This window comes from Enterobacter cloacae complex sp. ECC445 (assembly GCF_021892025.1).
GTDB lineage: Bacteria > Pseudomonadota > Gammaproteobacteria > Enterobacterales > Enterobacteriaceae > Enterobacter > Enterobacter chengduensis.
In genome coordinates this window covers 21,473-37,251 of the sequence record NZ_JAKLRZ010000011.1, presented here as the reverse complement: position 1 = coordinate 37,251, position 15,779 = coordinate 21,473, and the positions used below count along the sequence as shown (strand labels likewise).

12 protein-coding genes and 4 pseudogenes are annotated in these 15,779 nt (G+C 52.2%); 13 read left to right on the top strand and 3 right to left on the bottom strand.

Annotated features, from left to right (window positions below; genetic code table 11):
• Positions 1-70: 70 nt before the first annotated feature.
• Positions 71-192 (bottom strand): annotated as a pseudogene (locus L6R44_RS11600) (fimbria/pilus periplasmic chaperone); the annotation flags it as partial.
• Between the two features lie 306 nt (positions 193-498).
• Here L6R44_RS11600 and abiEi point away from each other — a divergent pair.
• Together abiEi and L6R44_RS11590 are read left to right on the top strand one after the other, a co-directional pair.
• The gene (gene abiEi / locus L6R44_RS11595) at positions 499-1,035 is read left to right on the top strand and encodes a type IV toxin-antitoxin system AbiEi family antitoxin (RefSeq protein ID WP_153682252.1); all 537 of its coding nucleotides are present in this window, start codon (positions 499-501) and stop codon (positions 1,033-1,035) included.
• Positions 1,025-1,939 (top strand): nucleotidyl transferase AbiEii/AbiGii toxin family protein, encoded by a 915-nt coding sequence (locus L6R44_RS11590; protein ID WP_086524774.1) that lies wholly within the window; start codon positions 1,025-1,027, stop codon positions 1,937-1,939. Before abiEi ends, L6R44_RS11590 begins: the two co-directional genes overlap by 11 nt.
• A 761-nt stretch (positions 1,940-2,700) precedes the next feature.
• Here L6R44_RS11590 and hchA read toward each other — a convergent pair.
• Together hchA and L6R44_RS11580 are read right to left on the bottom strand one after the other, a co-directional pair.
• On the bottom strand, positions 2,701-3,552 hold the full coding sequence (gene hchA, locus L6R44_RS11585; protein ID WP_046889235.1) for a glyoxalase III HchA: 852 nt from the start codon (positions 3,550-3,552) through the stop codon (positions 2,701-2,703).
• A gap of 421 nt (positions 3,553-3,973) precedes the next feature.
• Entirely contained in the window at positions 3,974-4,357 is a 384-nt protein-coding gene (locus L6R44_RS11580; protein ID WP_046889234.1) for a hypothetical protein, read from the bottom strand.
• A 733-nt stretch (positions 4,358-5,090) separates the two neighbouring features.
• Between L6R44_RS11580 and L6R44_RS11575 the strand changes: the two are divergent.
• The 11 genes and pseudogenes from L6R44_RS11575 to L6R44_RS11525 all read left to right on the top strand — a co-directional run.
• Positions 5,091-5,447, top strand: a pseudogene (locus tag L6R44_RS11575) (NAD(P)H-dependent oxidoreductase); the annotation flags it as partial.
• Positions 5,448-5,449: 2 nt separating this feature from the next.
• A pseudogene (locus L6R44_RS11570) lies at positions 5,450-6,468 on the top strand (aldo/keto reductase).
• Between the two features lie 38 nt (positions 6,469-6,506).
• The gene (locus L6R44_RS11565) at positions 6,507-6,884 is read left to right on the top strand and encodes a DUF1330 domain-containing protein (protein WP_237424294.1); all 378 of its coding nucleotides are present in this window, start codon (positions 6,507-6,509) and stop codon (positions 6,882-6,884) included.
• A 34-nt stretch (positions 6,885-6,918) separates the two neighbouring features.
• Positions 6,919-7,524, top strand: a complete 606-nt coding sequence (locus L6R44_RS11560) for an NAD(P)H-dependent oxidoreductase (RefSeq protein WP_080346004.1) — start codon at positions 6,919-6,921, stop codon at positions 7,522-7,524.
• Positions 7,525-7,549: 25 nt separating this feature from the next.
• Positions 7,550-8,035, top strand: a pseudogene (locus L6R44_RS11555) (putative quinol monooxygenase); the annotation flags it as partial.
• A 689-nt stretch (positions 8,036-8,724) separates the two neighbouring features.
• Entirely contained in the window at positions 8,725-9,264 is a 540-nt protein-coding gene (gene ecpR, locus L6R44_RS11550; protein WP_237424293.1) for an ECP biosynthesis operon DNA-binding transcriptional regulator EcpR, read from the top strand.
• Between the two features lie 70 nt (positions 9,265-9,334).
• Positions 9,335-9,922, top strand: a complete 588-nt coding sequence (gene ecpA, locus L6R44_RS11545; RefSeq protein WP_046889230.1) for a common pilus major fimbrillin subunit EcpA — start codon at positions 9,335-9,337, stop codon at positions 9,920-9,922.
• A 66-nt stretch (positions 9,923-9,988) separates the two neighbouring features.
• Positions 9,989-10,657 (top strand): hypothetical protein, encoded by a 669-nt coding sequence (locus L6R44_RS11540; protein WP_046889229.1) that lies wholly within the window; start codon positions 9,989-9,991, stop codon positions 10,655-10,657.
• Positions 10,658-10,682: 25 nt separating this feature from the next.
• The gene (locus tag L6R44_RS11535) at positions 10,683-13,208 is read left to right on the top strand and encodes a fimbrial biogenesis outer membrane usher protein (protein ID WP_046889228.1); all 2,526 of its coding nucleotides are present in this window, start codon (positions 10,683-10,685) and stop codon (positions 13,206-13,208) included.
• A 19-nt stretch (positions 13,209-13,227) separates the two neighbouring features.
• The gene (gene ecpD, locus L6R44_RS11530) at positions 13,228-14,841 is read left to right on the top strand and encodes a fimbrial adhesin EcpD (RefSeq protein WP_237424373.1); all 1,614 of its coding nucleotides are present in this window, start codon (positions 13,228-13,230) and stop codon (positions 14,839-14,841) included.
• Positions 14,810-15,520 carry a fimbria/pilus periplasmic chaperone gene (locus L6R44_RS11525; protein ID WP_046889226.1) on the top strand — a complete coding sequence of 237 codons (711 nt, stop codon included), beginning with the start codon at positions 14,810-14,812 and terminating at the stop codon, positions 15,518-15,520. The genes ecpD and L6R44_RS11525 overlap by 32 nt, the downstream gene beginning before the upstream one ends.
• Positions 15,521-15,779: the final 259 nt, after the last annotated feature.

The window sequence follows — 15,779 nt, the reverse complement described above, 5'->3', positions numbered from 1 at the left end:
CAGCTGAGCGTCAGGTTCACGTCTTCCCGGTAGAATCCTGAGGCCACCTTCCGGATATCAGGTCTACCTTCAGGGCGACGGGTCTGAAAAACACCTTACGCCTTTTTTGCATTGCCAAAATTAGCGTATTAGGCCTGCTGTTTTGGGGGGGATTTCGCGCAGGTTAAAGTAAAAGACACTTTCCCTGTTCTGCTGCGGTCAAAAACGGCAGGAAACTCCGGGCCGGAGGGGGATGTGGAGGAAAGAAAGCGCGGTCCGGAGGACGCACCGGTAAGGGAAAAAGTGGAAAGAAACAAACCGGTCAACAGTATCCAGGCTTGGTCCGATGTGTGGATAAGCAGCCCGTTAATTTGTAGTGAAACTGGTAGGTTAGCTGCAGCGTATGCATTCGACTTTTGACTGACTACCTCCCTGAATCGACATGTGCTAAACTCATTCTATCTCTACACAAAAGACGTTAATAAGTGTCTTTTGTGTAGAGATGCTTAAGGAGGTATAATGAACACGTTTTCAGCAATGAACATGCTTGACCATTACAGTTCATCCGGCCGGTACGTATTTGGCCTGTCTGATCTCAGAAATATGTTTCCTGAGGAATCAGAACGAGGTCTGAAAGCATCTGTCCGGAGGCTGAACGAAGCCGGTATTCTCACGCGAGTTGCTCAGGGAGTCTATATCTATAACCGTGCAGCCAAAGACAGCTATATTCTGGAGCACATCAGCCGTGTCATTCGCCGGGGCGAATACAGCTACATCAGTCTCGAATCCGCGCTGTCTCAGTACGGCGTGATTTCTCAGATCCCTGTCGATCGTTTAACGCTGATGACCACGGGCCGGGAAGGCGAATTCAGGACGCCATGGGGCGTCATTGAGATGACGCACACCGAAAGGAGCCTCGCTGATATTCTACAGGGTACCACCCCGACATCCGGCCCGTTGCGAATGGCCCTTCCGGAGGCTGCGCTGCGGGATTTACGCCGCGTGGGACGGAACCTGCATCTGGTCGATATTAAGGAGATGGAACATGTCCATTAAGGTTGATTTTGAAACTCTTGTTGAAGAAGCCATCCGGCAGGGAGGCCTGTCAAACCTGAGGCCTGTCGTCGAAAAAGAGCTTCTGCACTATGACATTCTGTTTTGTCTTTCCGAAGCGGGTCTCCTGAGGACGCTGACGTTTCAGGGCGGAACATCCCTGCGTCTTTGCTATGGCTCGAACCGGTTCAGTGAAGACCTGGATTTCGCTGGCGGACATGATTTTTGCTCGGCAGACCTGACGGTCATGAAAGAATGCATTGAGGCCTATCTGGGGGCACGCTACGGTCTCGAGGTGACGGTAAAAGAGCCCCGTGAATTACGCGATGAGCCAGAATATGCTGAAGTCAGGGTCGATAAATGGCAGATTTCCGTCACCACTGCCCCGGAAAGAAGGGATATGCCCCGGCAGCGAATCAAGATTGAAGTGGCAAATATCCCGGCCTATACCCGGACGCCGCGCCAGCTCGTCCGGAACTACACCATACTGCCGGACGGCTATACCGATATTCTGGTCGGCGTGGAATCCCTGAATGAGGTGATGGCAGACAAGCTGGTCTCTTTCCCGGCTACAACCAGCCGTGTTCGTTATCGTGATATATGGGACCTGGTCTGGCTGCGCCGGCAGGGAGCCACTCCGGATGTGGAGCTGGTAAAAAAGAAGCTCAGTGACTACCGGCTCGACGACTTTGACAGGCGACTGCAGGACAGAATTACATCCATACCTGCAATCATTCAGGACGGACTGTTCCATGCTGAGATGAAGCGATTTATTCCCGCAGCCGTATTTGAGACCAGTCTCGGTCAAGAGGGGTTCAGCGAGTTCCTTGAAAACATGCTCACAGAATTACTGACGCAGCTGAGAAGAGAACTGGATGAGGCAGGTGGTATGCTATTCAGAATGTAATTAGGTCCAGTGGAACTGGCGGGGATTATTTTTTGTTCTATTAAGAACATTTTACGAACCTTTAGGGTTTCACTCCTTCATCCATTTTCTGTATAAATTTTAACGCTGATAATGGTGCTTACAAAAGCCCCACCCTTATTCTTCATAAGTAGCATAGCTACCATGACATAATCTTTGTTATGCGCGCAAAGATTGTAGGGGCTCAATAGTAATGTCCGCACCCCCACCTCCGGTAGAGAAGCTTAGCTTGTCACAGAAAAGCGGGATTTGCGTGATGTATTTCTTTGACAACAACGAGGCTTTCTTTCCGTACCGATAATAGAGTTCTACGGCACGGATCCGGTCCTCGTATGAATTTGAAGGTCCAGGAACCACCCACAATTACAGTAAGCCCTCCTTCTCCTGCTAAGCCTTCTTTTCATGACAGCAATGACTTTGTTTAGTTACAACATTCATTATATAACAGCAAGGGCTTTCCGGCCCTTCTGGCCGGGGCGGCGGCGCTTTGCAGGGGGGAGGTGTGCGCCGTTATGACCTCTGTGCACGGGGCCGATAAGTGGCGGAGAGGGGCTATTTGGTTTCAGGCTGGCGCAGGGGTATCAGGTGCTGGGGTATCAGGCCTTGATGTATGTTGTAACTAAAAGTTGCCCTTTTCTCTTCTCGTGTCCGGTCCCCTTTTACGGGTACGGGGACCAGGTTGAGACTCAGGAGAGAGTCGAACAACCGGGGCAGCCGCCTTACGCCCTGCCCCTTACAGGCCGTTACCCGGCAAACCGGGCCAGCAACGCGTTTGCGGCCAGCTGGCCAAGTGCATTCGCCGCGAAGGGGCTGTCCCCCGTCAGTACGTTACGATCCTGGTGTACCGTTCCCTTGATGTCGCTATTAACAATGTTCAGCCCCATTTTCTGCAGGGCCTCACCGAAGTACCAGGTCAGATGCCCCGGCATATACCCCATCGACGGGGTTTCTTTGTCGGCACTGTCCGGGAAGGCGCACACCGAATACCCGCGCAGCGGATTGTCTCCCTGGTGCAGCGACAGAAACGCGGCAGGTCCATGACACAGTGAGATGACAACACGATCTTCCCGCATGGCCCAGCGCAGGGTCGTCGCCACGTCCTCACTCCCGGGCAGTCCAATCAGGGCACCATGCCCGCCAGGAATGAAGACCGCGGCATAGGCGCTGTCTTTCGTCAGCCGGCTGACAACATCAGACAGTTTTTGAGGGCTCCTGAATTTCGGCAGCGTCTCCCGAAAGAAAGGCATAATACGGTCATCTTCACGGGGCATCGCCCAGTACTCGAATTTTGCCATCTGGCCCGACAGGGTGGCCACGTCAAAATCGAACCCTGCCGCCCGCAAATGATACAAGGGCAAAAGGGTCTCAACGGGATGGTTTCCGGTGGAAAACAGTGCCCCGGTATCGGTTGGCAGGTAGCGTTCATCCGCGGCAATCACGAGGATCTTATGGGTGCCAGTGTACGGTTTCGGGTAATCTGCCCCGCTGAGATCGGAGACAGGGCTGGTAAACTGACTGAGCGAATACGCGGAGGGAAAGAAGGCATTCTCTTCAGCTGGATCGGTTTGGGGCTGTTTACGGGCATCATCCGTCATGGTTCATCCTCATCCGGAAAAATGAAAGCAACCTGCCGTAACCGTAAGGACATCCCTGATGTCCGCAGGTGCCTGAGACTGCTAAGCGTAGCACTCCTGTCACGACGGATAAGGGTAAATAATCCGTATTCTAAAATCTGTCTCCCCTGTACCGCCGGATCTGGCATCCGGGTACAGCTGCGTGCATGTGAATACTACCCCTCACCACAGGCCTGTCCGCCTTCTCCGCTCTTGTGTCCCGGCCCTTCCCATTCTGTCCGGATCCCGGGCAGACGGTTTACCCTGAACATACCCATCTCCGGAGGTGATATTCGCCCCGGAAATCCCCATGCCCGTCATGAATACGACAGGGCGTGCTTCTTCTTTTCCGGTGAGGCAGGGCCAGAACGTCATCCGGCCATCGTGACGTCGAACTCGCCGGCTAAGGGATGCTGATACAGGTTACTCGCCAGGCATCACGATGCGGCCACCTCCTGGTGTTTCCTGAACCACATTCCGCAATAATTTCTTCCTCGATAACCGACGATACGTTGTGTTCAACCAGATTTTTAAACTTGCGCTTCATCATAATGCCCTGAGGCGTACAGTCTTTTGATTCTGCAATCTGTATGGCTGCGCTGTACGCGTTATAACAGTAGCTGGCATCTTCAACTTCCCGCTTGCAGCGGCTGAAGTTATGAAAGACCGTGTCAGGGTGTTTGACCAGCTCGCGGATCTCACCGTTGTGATGGATATGCGCGAGCACCGCGGGAAAAAATTTCACGCCCGCCAGGACCGTGGCTGCCGCCAGTAAAAAAACGGTCATCCTAAACCGCATAGCGTTTCATTCCTGCTTATCCCCGTATTTTTCAGTGCTCTTCCGCCTGGTTTCCATGCGTTCCCACCTGTCGGTCGTTCAGTAAAAGTGTCTCAGGATATAAGCCGTTCTTTCAACACGGTATCAACCATCCCTTTCGCACGGGGATATCCGCGGATCTCAGCATCCGTTTTAAGACGATTCGGTACACTTTCCGCTGTCCGGCGGGGCAAAGAAGGACAACGGTGGTCAGTGCGTGGGCGGTTCGCAACAACCTGCGGCGGCGTCATCTTTTCGCCGGGGCTTTTCTGTGCAAATCAGGAAGTCTCTCTTTCGGATAACCATCCCTGACGTTTCATTACCGAGGCAGACATAAAAAAAGGACGCTTTCCGGGGGAATCGCGTCCTTAAATGAAGCAGGTAACTGAAAATATTTTTTCGCTTTCAGCCCTACCTTACACCGTCCGGGATAAACCTCACCTGCCATATATGGCACAGACGGCTCCCCTCAGAAAAACATCAGGATGCAACATCCTGACTACCGTTGCCTTCTCCTGCCAGGTTGTTTCGTCACTCGGTGCCGGTTCCCCTGCGGCCCGTCCGCTGTGGCGAATCGAGCCATGGGCAGCACTCTGCACTGGCGCACACGGTGGAACAGACAGCAAGTAATGACCCGGAACGCCTGCGACGCTGCACCAGACATGATGAGCATGCCATGCGCATCCCGCAAGACTCAGGGCAGGTGCCCGGGTTAATGAAACACTGGCTGGACGAGGTCTTTGTCCACGGCTTCGCGCATGGCTCAGCGGCGAAACTGGGCGGCAAAAAGCTGATCCTCTCCTTCACAACGGGGGCGCCACAGGCACTCTATACCGCTGACGGTTTCTTTGGCCATGCCATTGAAGCGTATCTTATTCCGTTCGAGACCACGGCAAGGCTGTGCAATCTTGAGCTGCTGGCGCCGGTTTATACCTGCGGTATCAGCTACGCCGACAGGGATGCCGACAAAATCGCGCAGCAAAAAACGCTCGCCCGGGAACACGCATCAAGGCTTGTCGATCTGCTCAATACCGTCGTGAATAATCCAGAGGGAGAATAACGATGCAGTATACCCGGCTCGGTAAAAGTGACTTACTGGTCTCCCGCATCTGTATGGGATGTATGGGTTTGGCGACCCGTTAACGGGCCAGCACCGCTGGACGCTGGACGAAACAGCAAGCCGGGACATCATCCGCTACGGTCTCGAAAAGGGCATCAATTTTTACGATACCGCCATCGCCTATCAGAACGGCTCCAGCGAGCGGTACGTTGGCCGGGCGCTGCGGGAGATGGCAAAACGTGAGGACGTGGTGCTGGCCACCAAGTTTCTGCCACGAACCGCCGCGCAAATTGCAGCGGGGATCGGCGGAAAAGAGGCCATAGCCCAATCGCTCGACCAGAGCCTGCAGAATCTGGGGATGGACTACATCGACCTCTACATCTACCACATCTGGGATTACAACACGCCTGTGATCGCGGTGCTTGAAGCGCTGCATGCCGCCGTTACGGCGGGCAAAGTGCGCGCTATTGGTATTTCAAACTGCTATGCCTGGCAGCTGGCGAAGGCGAACGCCCTTGCCGAACGCGAAGGCCTGACGCCCTTCGTCTCCGTGCAAAGCCACTACAACCTGATCATGCGGGAAGATGAACGTGAGCTCTTCGGTCTGTGCGCTGAAGATGATATCGCCATGACCCCCTATAGCGCGCTGGCGAGCGGCCGTCTCTCCCGTAAAGAAGGCCACACCCCGCGAGCCACGGAGGATGGCTATGCGCGGGGGAAATATGACAGCACGGCTGAACAGGATCGGATCATCATTGAGTGCGTCGCCGAACTTGCCGAACGGCATCAGGTGTCCATGACGGAAATTTCTCTCGCCTGGCTGCTGACAAAAGTCACATCTCCTGTCGTGGGGGCCACAAAAAAAGAGCACGTCGATGGCGCGGTAAACGCCGTAAATCTTCAACTGAGCCCGGAGGACATCCGGTTTCTGGAAGAAACCTACCAGCCGCATGTTCTGACGGGGATCATGGCGCAAAACACGCCGCAAACCAAAGACGCCATGCAGGTCTGGACGCGGTAGCCCTTATTCACTTTTATGAAAGGTAATCAGGAGGAAGGATGGTGTTTAAAACAGCGATAGCCTCTCTTTTCACACTCTCCGGGTTCGCGACAGCCCTGGCAGCAACGCCTGCTTATTATATCGCAGAGTTTCAGACGACCGATCGTGAGGAAATAAAGCCGTACAGCGCTCAGGTTGAGTCCACTTTCAGGCCCTTTGGTGGACGCTTCATCGTCAGAGGAGGTGAACCCGATGTTAAAGAAGGATTTGGCGCACAGGGCCGACTGGTTGTGATCAAGTTTGAGAGCCTCCAAAATGCCCAGGACTGGTATAACTCGGCCGCGTACCAGAAGATCATCCCTATCCGTCACCGTGCCGACAATTCGCGAACCTATAGTGTCGAAAGATTACCGGAACTGGCTCCCGTTACGCCCTAGCGCTTTACTGCCGTATTAAAACAAAGGAGGTTTTATGATGGGGGTGCGTCAGCGCGGAGCAGCACAGTTTTTGTTTGCCTTAATCTTCCTCGTGTCCGTTGGACATGCTCATAGTCGTGAAAAGACCAACATGAAAACGCTCGTTATCGTTTCTCACCCTTATCCGGAACGCTCCGTTCTGACAAAAGGGTTGCAGGAAGCCGCGGAGAGTCTGGAGGGCGTGACGGTTCGCAACCTTGAGACGTTGTATGGTTATGACACACGTCAGATTAATGGCGACGCGGAGCGAAAAATGATGCGTGCGCACCATCGTGTCGTTTTTATCTTCCCGACCCACTGGTTCAATATTACGCCGATGATGAAAGCCTGGCTGAATGAAACCTGGGGGAGTGTCGGACCCGGTTTGTGGCAGGGAAAGGAGATGCTTGTAGTCAGTACGGCTGCGGGGGGAAGCTCAACTTACGGGCCGGACGGCAGGATCGGGGTAACGCTTGCGGATGTGTTTTTACCGATGAAGGCAAGCGCCCTGCACGCCGGTATGACGTGGCTTCCTCCGCTGGTCTTTGAGAGCGCCAGCAGCGATCGGCTTTCGTCCTACCAACACCAGCTGATCGAACGTCTTAAACAGCCATTTCAGTAAAAGGATCATCTTGAAAAAGACTCTTATGCTTTTACTTGGCCTGCTAATAAGCAGCCCTGTCTTTGCAACAACACCGGACACGCCGGATAAACAAGTGATGAATATCTTTGAGCTCGGCGTCAGGCACGATCGGGACAACGATTTTACAGACGTGGCCAGACAGACGATTTCCGCTTCGGTTGATCAGGAAGCAGGTACGCTGGCGATGTACGCCCTGCAACGCAGCGACGTTCCAGGTCAGGCATTCATGGTCGAACTCTATGAAAATGAGAGTGCTTACCGCAAACATCTCAATGCCGATCCGTACAAGGCATTTGCTGCTCGTGCACCTGACATAATCGATCGGAAAAAGAAAATCACCCTGGAGCCCCAGTTTCTGGGGGACAAACACATCATACCGAATGAGCGAACCATCAATAATCTGGTGATCGTCGAGGTAAAGCCTGAATTTCAGACCGACTTTAAAAGCATCGTCCTTCCAGAAATGGCGGAGTCGCTCAACGTTGAGAAAAGCAGCTAAGCTTTTCTGGTGAAAGCCACCAGTACTTGCCTGGGAGGGCAAGAAGACTCAGCAATGGCCGGTTAATCTTGCTGCCTGGATCTGTTTTGGCGAATAGATATTTTATAGACCTTCACTATGTATTCAGAATCTACTAATTATTAACATAAACATAACTGTTTTGTGCGGCATATCATACTGAATGCCAGCTTTAAACATTAGAGAAAAAACCTGACTTTAATTATTTTTTGGTTTAACTGCCTGATTTTGACGCAAATCACAGATGATTTTATATATTTATCGCCCCTCTCATTGAGAATATTCCTAACACATTAGGGCTAAGATCCTGGTTAATATAAAACATTGGTAAGAATTGAATCTAATAATGCAAATAACCCCATGAAAATAAATACCTTTTGCCTCATCTCAAAAAATCGATATTTTCATTTTTTGTAAATATTGACCCAGACACAGAATCTCTTTTCTTCGCTCGCGTTGACACTCATTAGGAAAAAACTTAAATTTCATTCCAAGCAGATAATTATCAAAAATTGATCTTGTCGTTCCAATAGCGATGGGTAATGTGACGTTTATTTGATGGAGACTGATTAGAGAAACCATACGCGCCTGCAATTTTAGAGGCATGGTATGCAGTGACATTTTAAAATGATTACTTCAAGGACAATGAGGTGCAAAACCATATGGAATATAAATACTGCTCCAATAAGTACATTTGGTCTGCCCATGACTCCTTCTTCTACAAAGGATTATCCGAACTAATTTTGGATATCGAGGAATTAATTTATCTGTCGCCGGAAAAAATAAAAAAAGATTTTGTTTTTATCAATATCAACACGGCTTCTTTAACCGACTTTATCAGGCGCGATAGCGAATGGTTGTCTGCCGTAAAGGGTAAACAGGTCGTATTGATTGCGGCCAGAAAATCAGAGGCTCTGGCAAATTACTGGTATTACAATAGTGATGTCAGGGGCATTGTATACGTCGGCCTGTGTCGTGACATTCGTAAAGAGCTGGCCTATGTCATCAACGGTCGGTTTCTCCGCAAAGATATTAAAAAAGACAAAATCACTGATCGGGAAATGGAAATAATTCGCATGACAGCTCAAGGCATGCAACCTAAATCGATTGCCAGAATAGAAAATTGTAGCGTGAAGACAGTATATACCCATCGGCGTAACGCTGAGGCAAAGCTGTACTCCAAATTATATAAATTAGTTTAACAGCTCGTAAAAATTTCAAGATGATTCACCGGGACATCATGTCCTTAATTTAACTCAGGATGAAAAAGCGATGAAAAAAAAGGTCTTGGCATTAGCTCTGGTAACGGCGTTTACCGGTATGGGTGTGGCACAGGCGGCTGACGTAACAGCTCAAGCTGTAGCGACCTGGTCTGCGACTGCCAAAAAGGACACGACCAGCAAACTTGTGGTGACCCCCCTCGGTAGCCTGGCGTTCCAGTATGCAGAAGGTGTCAAAGGTTTCAACTCGCAAAAGGGTCTGTTTGACGTGGCGATTGAGGGCGACTCAACGGCTACCGACTTTAAGCTGACCTCGCGTCTTATCACTAATACCTTAACGCAGTTAGATACCTCCGGCTCCACACTTAACGTCGGCGTTGAGTACAACGGCGCGGCAGTCGAAAAAGCTGCTGATACCGTAATGATCGATACCGCAAACGGAGTACTGGGCGGCAACCTCAGTGCGCTCGCTAATGGTTACAACGCCAGTGGCCGTACCACCGTGCAGGACGGATTCACCTTCTCCATCATCAGTGGCACAACCGACGGGACTACCGCAGTCACCGATTTCAGCACCCTGCCAGAAGGGATCTGGAGCGGCGACGTCAGCGTACAGTTCGACGCCACCTGGACCAGCTAAGCCAGCTGACCCACCTGATGCACCAGCAGGGGCCCTCCCCTGCTTTTTTTCACGGACGGCATTGTAATGAAAAAATTCCTTATGGCCCTCGGGCTGCTGCTCATCGGGGGCGCGCCAGCGCAGGCGCTGGACGTCGGCGATATCTCCTCCTTTATGAACAGCAGCAGTAGCTCACTAAGCAAGACTATCAAAAACAGTACCGACAGCGGACGCCTGATCAATATTCATCTCGAACGACTTTCCTCACCGCTGGATGACGGAAAGGTTATCCCTATGGACAACCCCGATGAGGTACTGCTCACCCCTGCCAGCCTGCTGCTGCCCGCCCAGGCGAGCGATGTGATCCGTTTCTTCTACAAAGGTCCATCAGATGACAAAGAACGCTATTACCGCATTGTCTGGTTTGATCAGGCCCTCAGTGACCTGCAGCGTGATAAAGCCGACCGCAGCGCGGTAGCGACCGCCTCTGCACGCATTGGCACAATCCTGGTCGTGGCACCCCGTCAGGTAAATTACCGCTTTCAGTACGCCAACGGTGAGTTAACTAATTCAGGAAATGCAACGCTGCGGATCCTGGCTTATGGTCCCTGCCTAAGGGCTGCTGACGGCAAGGAGTGTAAAGAAAATTACTATCTGATGCCGGGTAAATCACGTCGTTTTACGCGTGTGAATATTGCAGATAAAAAAGGACGTGTTGCGCTTTGGCAGGGTGAGCAGTTTGTTCCTGTGAAATAGACAGCTGTGCAGATGGATAATGACGATGCCTCTACGACGGATTTCCCAAGAACTGAAGACACGGTTTGCCTTCAGCATGATCTTTTTGTTCGTTCAGCCTGATGCCAGCGCTGCTGACACCAGCGTACAGCAGATTGGCGGCGTGATGATTCCGCAGGCCTTCAGTCAGGCGTTGCAGGACGGCATGAGCGTCCCGCTCTATATTCATCTCGCTGGTAGCCAGGGTACTCAGGACGATCAGCGGATCGGCAGTGCCTTTATCTGGCTGGATGGTAGCCAACTGCGTATAAGACAGATACAGCTGGAGGAGAGAGACGATAACGCCAGCGTAAGCGAGAAAACCCGGCAGCAACTGACTCGTCTCGCCAACGTTCCCTTCAGCGAAGCGCTCACCATTACCCTGACAGACAATGCGCAATTGGATCTCAGTCTGCGCCAGTTACTGCTACAGCTGGTGGTCAAACGCGAGGCGCTGGGTACTGTGCTGCGCTCGCGCAGCGAAGATATTGGCCAGTCCAGCGTGAACGCCGTTAGCAGCAACCTGACCTATAACCTTGGCGTCTATAACAACCAGATGCGCAATGGTGGAAGCAATACCTCCAGTTACCTGTCATTGAACAACGTCACCGCTCTGCGGGAGCACCATGTAGTGCTGGATGGTTCGCTGTACGGTATCGGCAGCGGTCAACAAGACAGCGAATTATATAAGGCAATGTATGAGCGCGATTTTGCAGGCCACCGTTTTGCGGGCGGAATGCTCGATACATGGAACCTGCAGTCGCTGGGACCGATGACCGCCATTTCGGCCGGGAAGATTTACGGTCTTTCCTGGGGAAATCAGGCCAGTTCCACCGTTTTCGACAGCAGCCAGTCGACCACGCCGGTGGTTGCTTTTTTACCGGCGGCGGGAGAGGTCCATCTTTTGCGTGACGGGCGACTGCTTAGCGTTCAGAACTTCGCTATGGGTAGCTATGAAGTGGATACCCGTGGACTACCGTACGGTATTTACGATGTGGAAGTGGAAGTGATTGTTAACGGCCGCGTAGTCAGTAAACGCACCCAGCGAGTCAATAAGCTTTTCAGTCGGGGACGCGGCGTCGGATCGCCACTGGCGTGGCAGGTATGGGGCGGCAGCTTTCATATGGATCGCTGGTCGGAGAGCGGGAAAAAGACTCGGCCAGCAAAAGAGAGCTGGCTGGCCGGCGTCTCGGCGTCCGGCTCGCTCGACACGTTGAGTTGGGCTGCAACCGGATATGGTTATGACAATCAGGCAGTGGGCGAGACCCGAGTGACACTGCCGCTCACTGAATCAGTTAACGTTAACCTGCAAAATATGCTGGCCAGCGATAGCTCATGGAGCAGCATTGGCAGCATCAGCGCCACGTTGCCCGGGGGCTTCAGTTCGCTTTGGGTTAACCAGGAGAAAACGCGTATTGGCGATCAATTACGGCGCAGCAATGCTGATAACCGGGCTATTGGAGGAACCCTCAACCTCAACGCACTGTGGTCGAATTTGGGCACCTTTACTATCAGCTACAACGATGACCGACGTTATAACAGCCATTACTACACCGCGGATTATTATCAGACAGTTTACAGTGGCACCTTTGGGTCTCTTGGCCTGCGGGCGGGGATCCAGCGTTTTAACAATGGCAGCAGCAACACTAATACCGGGAAATATGTTGCTCTTGACCTCTCGCTGCCTCTGGGTAACTGGTTCAGTGCGGGGATGACCCATCAGAACGGTTACACCATGGCTAACCTGTCGGCGCGCAAGCAGTTTGATGAAGGAACAATTCGTACCATCGGCGCCAATGTGTCGCGGGCTATTTCCGGGGATACCGGGGATGACAAGACCCTCAGCGGTGGCGCCTATGCCCAGTTTGATGCCCGCTACGCCAGTGGAACCTTAAACGTCAACAGTGCAGCGGATGGCTACGTGAATACCAACCTGACGGCCAGCGGCAGTGCTGGCTGGCAGGGCAAAAACCTGGCCGCCAGCGGGCGCACCGACGGTAATGCCGGTGTGATACTCAACACCGGGCTGGATGACGATGGTCAGATAAGCGCCAAAGTCAACGGGCGAATTTACGCACTCAGCGGGAAGCGTAACTATCTGCCACTTTCTCCCTATGGAAGGTATGAGGTGGAGCTGCAGAACAGTAAAAACTCACTCGACAGCTACGACATCGTCAGCGGCCGCAAGAGCCATCTGACGCTCTATCCCGGCAACGTCGCAGTGATTGAGCCAGAGGTAAAACAAATGGTCACTGTCTCCGGTCGTATCCGCGCGGAAGACGGCACGCTAATGGCTAACGCGCGGATTAATAATCATATCGGCCGGACCCGAACCGATGAAAACGGCGAATTTGTTATGGATGTTGATAAGAAATATCCCACCATCGATTTCAACTATGGGGGCAATAAGACCTGCGAAGTGGCGCTGGAGCTCAGCAACGCACGTGGTGCCATCTGGGTTGGGGATGTGGTCTGTACCGGTCTCTCCACTTATGCCCGCACGCAGCAGACAGGAGAAGGAAATGAAAGCTAAATGGCTGGCATATTTGGTCATGTTCACAGCGGCGCTTTGTATCACGCGGGTGAACGCTGCGGTCACCCAAACCATCAGGCCAGATGCACCGGACAGGCAGTTTGTCTTCGTGGAAAACAACTCGGATGATAACTATTTTGTCACGCCCGGCGGCCCGCTGGATCCACGTATGACCGGGTCAAACCGATGGACGGGGCTGAAATATAACGGCTCTGGAAGCAGATATCAGGTGAGCTTGGGCTATATCGATAATGGCTACAACACCCCCCTGACAGCTGGATGGAAGTTTGATATGTGGGTGGAAAACTCACCAGTGTCGCACCCTTTGACCGGTCTTCGCTGCATCAACTGGTATACCGGTTGTGATATCGCCACCAGCCTTATTCTGCCACAAACCACCGACGCCAGCGGATTTTATGGCGCGACAGTGACCAGCGGAAACGCAAAGTGGATGCATGGCATGATGTCTGACGCGTTCTATCAGTATCTGCAACAAATGCCGGTCGGCGGTAGCTTTACGATGACCATCAATGCCTGTCAGACCTCTGTGAATTATGACGCCAGCAGCGGTGCGCGCTGTAAAGATCAGGCCTCCGGCAACTGGTTTGTGCGCAACGTCACTCATACTAAAGCCGCAAATCTGAGGTTGATCAACACCAATTCCCTTGCGGAGGTCTTTATCAACAGTGACGGCGTACCGACCCTCGGTGAGGGCAATGCCGACTGTCGGCCCCAAACCATTGGCAGCCGATCGGGATTAAGCTGCAAAATGGTGAGCTACACCCTGCAGACTAATGGGTTAAGTAACACCTCGATTCGTATTTTCCCGGCAATTGCTAACTCGTCGCTTGCCTCTGCCGTAGGCATATACGATATGCAATTCAGTTTGAATGGCAGTTCCTGGAAGCCAGTGAGCAACACCACCTATTTTTATAACTTTAATGAGATGAAAGGCGCCGATTCGGTCTATGTTTTCTTTTCAAGCAACTTCTTTAAGCAGATGGTGAACCTCGGAATCAGCGATATCAACACCAAGGATCTGTTCAATTTTCGCTTCCAGAACACCACCTCGCCGGAGTCGGGATGGTATGAGTTTTCCACCTCCAATACACTGATTATCAAACCACGTGATTTTAGCGTCAGCATTGTCTCCGACGAATATACAACCTCTCCGTCACGAGAGGGATTTGTCGGGAGCGAGGAACCAGCACTTGATTTCGGCTACATCGTCACCACCAGCGGTAAAACAGCCGCCGACGAAGTGCTCATTAAGGTGACCGGACCGGCACAGGTGATTGGTGGGCGTTCCTACTGTCTCTTCAGCTCCGATGACGGCACGGAAAAAGTGCCGTTTCCGGCGACGCTTTCATTCATTACCCGCAACGGAACGGAGCAGTCCTACGATGCCGGGTGCGATGACAGTTGGCGGGATATGTCCGAAGCACTTTGGCTCACTACGCCATGGACCGATATCTCCGGGGACGTCGGGCAACTGGATAAGACGACGGTAAAATTTTCTATTCCGATGAATAACCCCATTTCACTGCGTACGGTGGACGATAACGGCTGGTTTGGCGAAGTCAGCGCTTCAGGAGAAATTCATGTTCAGGCGACGTGGCGTAACATTGACTAAGGCCCTGCTGAGCCTGGTCTGTCTTCTGGCAGCCACTCAGACGCAGGCTATCTCGGTCGGCAACCTCACCTTCTCCCTGCCGGCCGAGATGGATTTCGCCAGTAAACGAGTAGTGAACAATAACAAAAGTGCGCGGCTGTATCGCATCACCATCAGCGCCATCGATCGCCCGGGTGGGAGCGAAGTGCGCTCCCGGCCTGGGGATGGTGAACTGTTGTTTGCCCCACGACAGCTCACGTTACAGGCTGGTGAAAGTGAATATTTCAAATTTTATTATCACGGCCCCCGAGATAACCGCGAACGCTACTATCGGGTTTCATTTCGCGAGATCCCTACGCGCAACCTGACGATGCGAAGTCCGACTGGCGGTGAGGTCAGCATGGAGCCGGTGGTGGTGATGGATACCATTCTGGTAGTACGACCGCGTCAGGTTCAGTTCCAATGGACGTTCGATAAGGTAGCAGGAACAGTGAGTAATACCGGTAATACCTGGTTTAAATTACTGATCAAACCCGGTTGTGATTCGACCGAAGATGAGGGTGACGCGTGGTATCTGCGTCCCGGTGATGTGGTTCGTCAGCCAGCGCTGCGTCTGCCGGGAAATCACTATCTTGTCTATAACGACAAATTTATAAAGATCAGTGATACCTGCCAGGCCAAGCCCAAGCCTGTGGACTGAACCCTATCATGCCGGTGCGAGCCCCAACCAAAAGGCACGACCGGCAAAATCCAACAAATCTCGCCGTGAAAAGCTTGCAGTATGGCTGAAGCCTTTTCTTTATCACCGATTAATTTAAGTGACGTAAGCCAACCGGGAAATCAAATATCGGCGAGATAACCAGCATGACACTAACATGCTGATTACAGGTCATGCGCAGGTCAGGAATGGAAAGAGAAGAAATATATATAGAAATGGCATCATTCTACGAGTGTAGTGG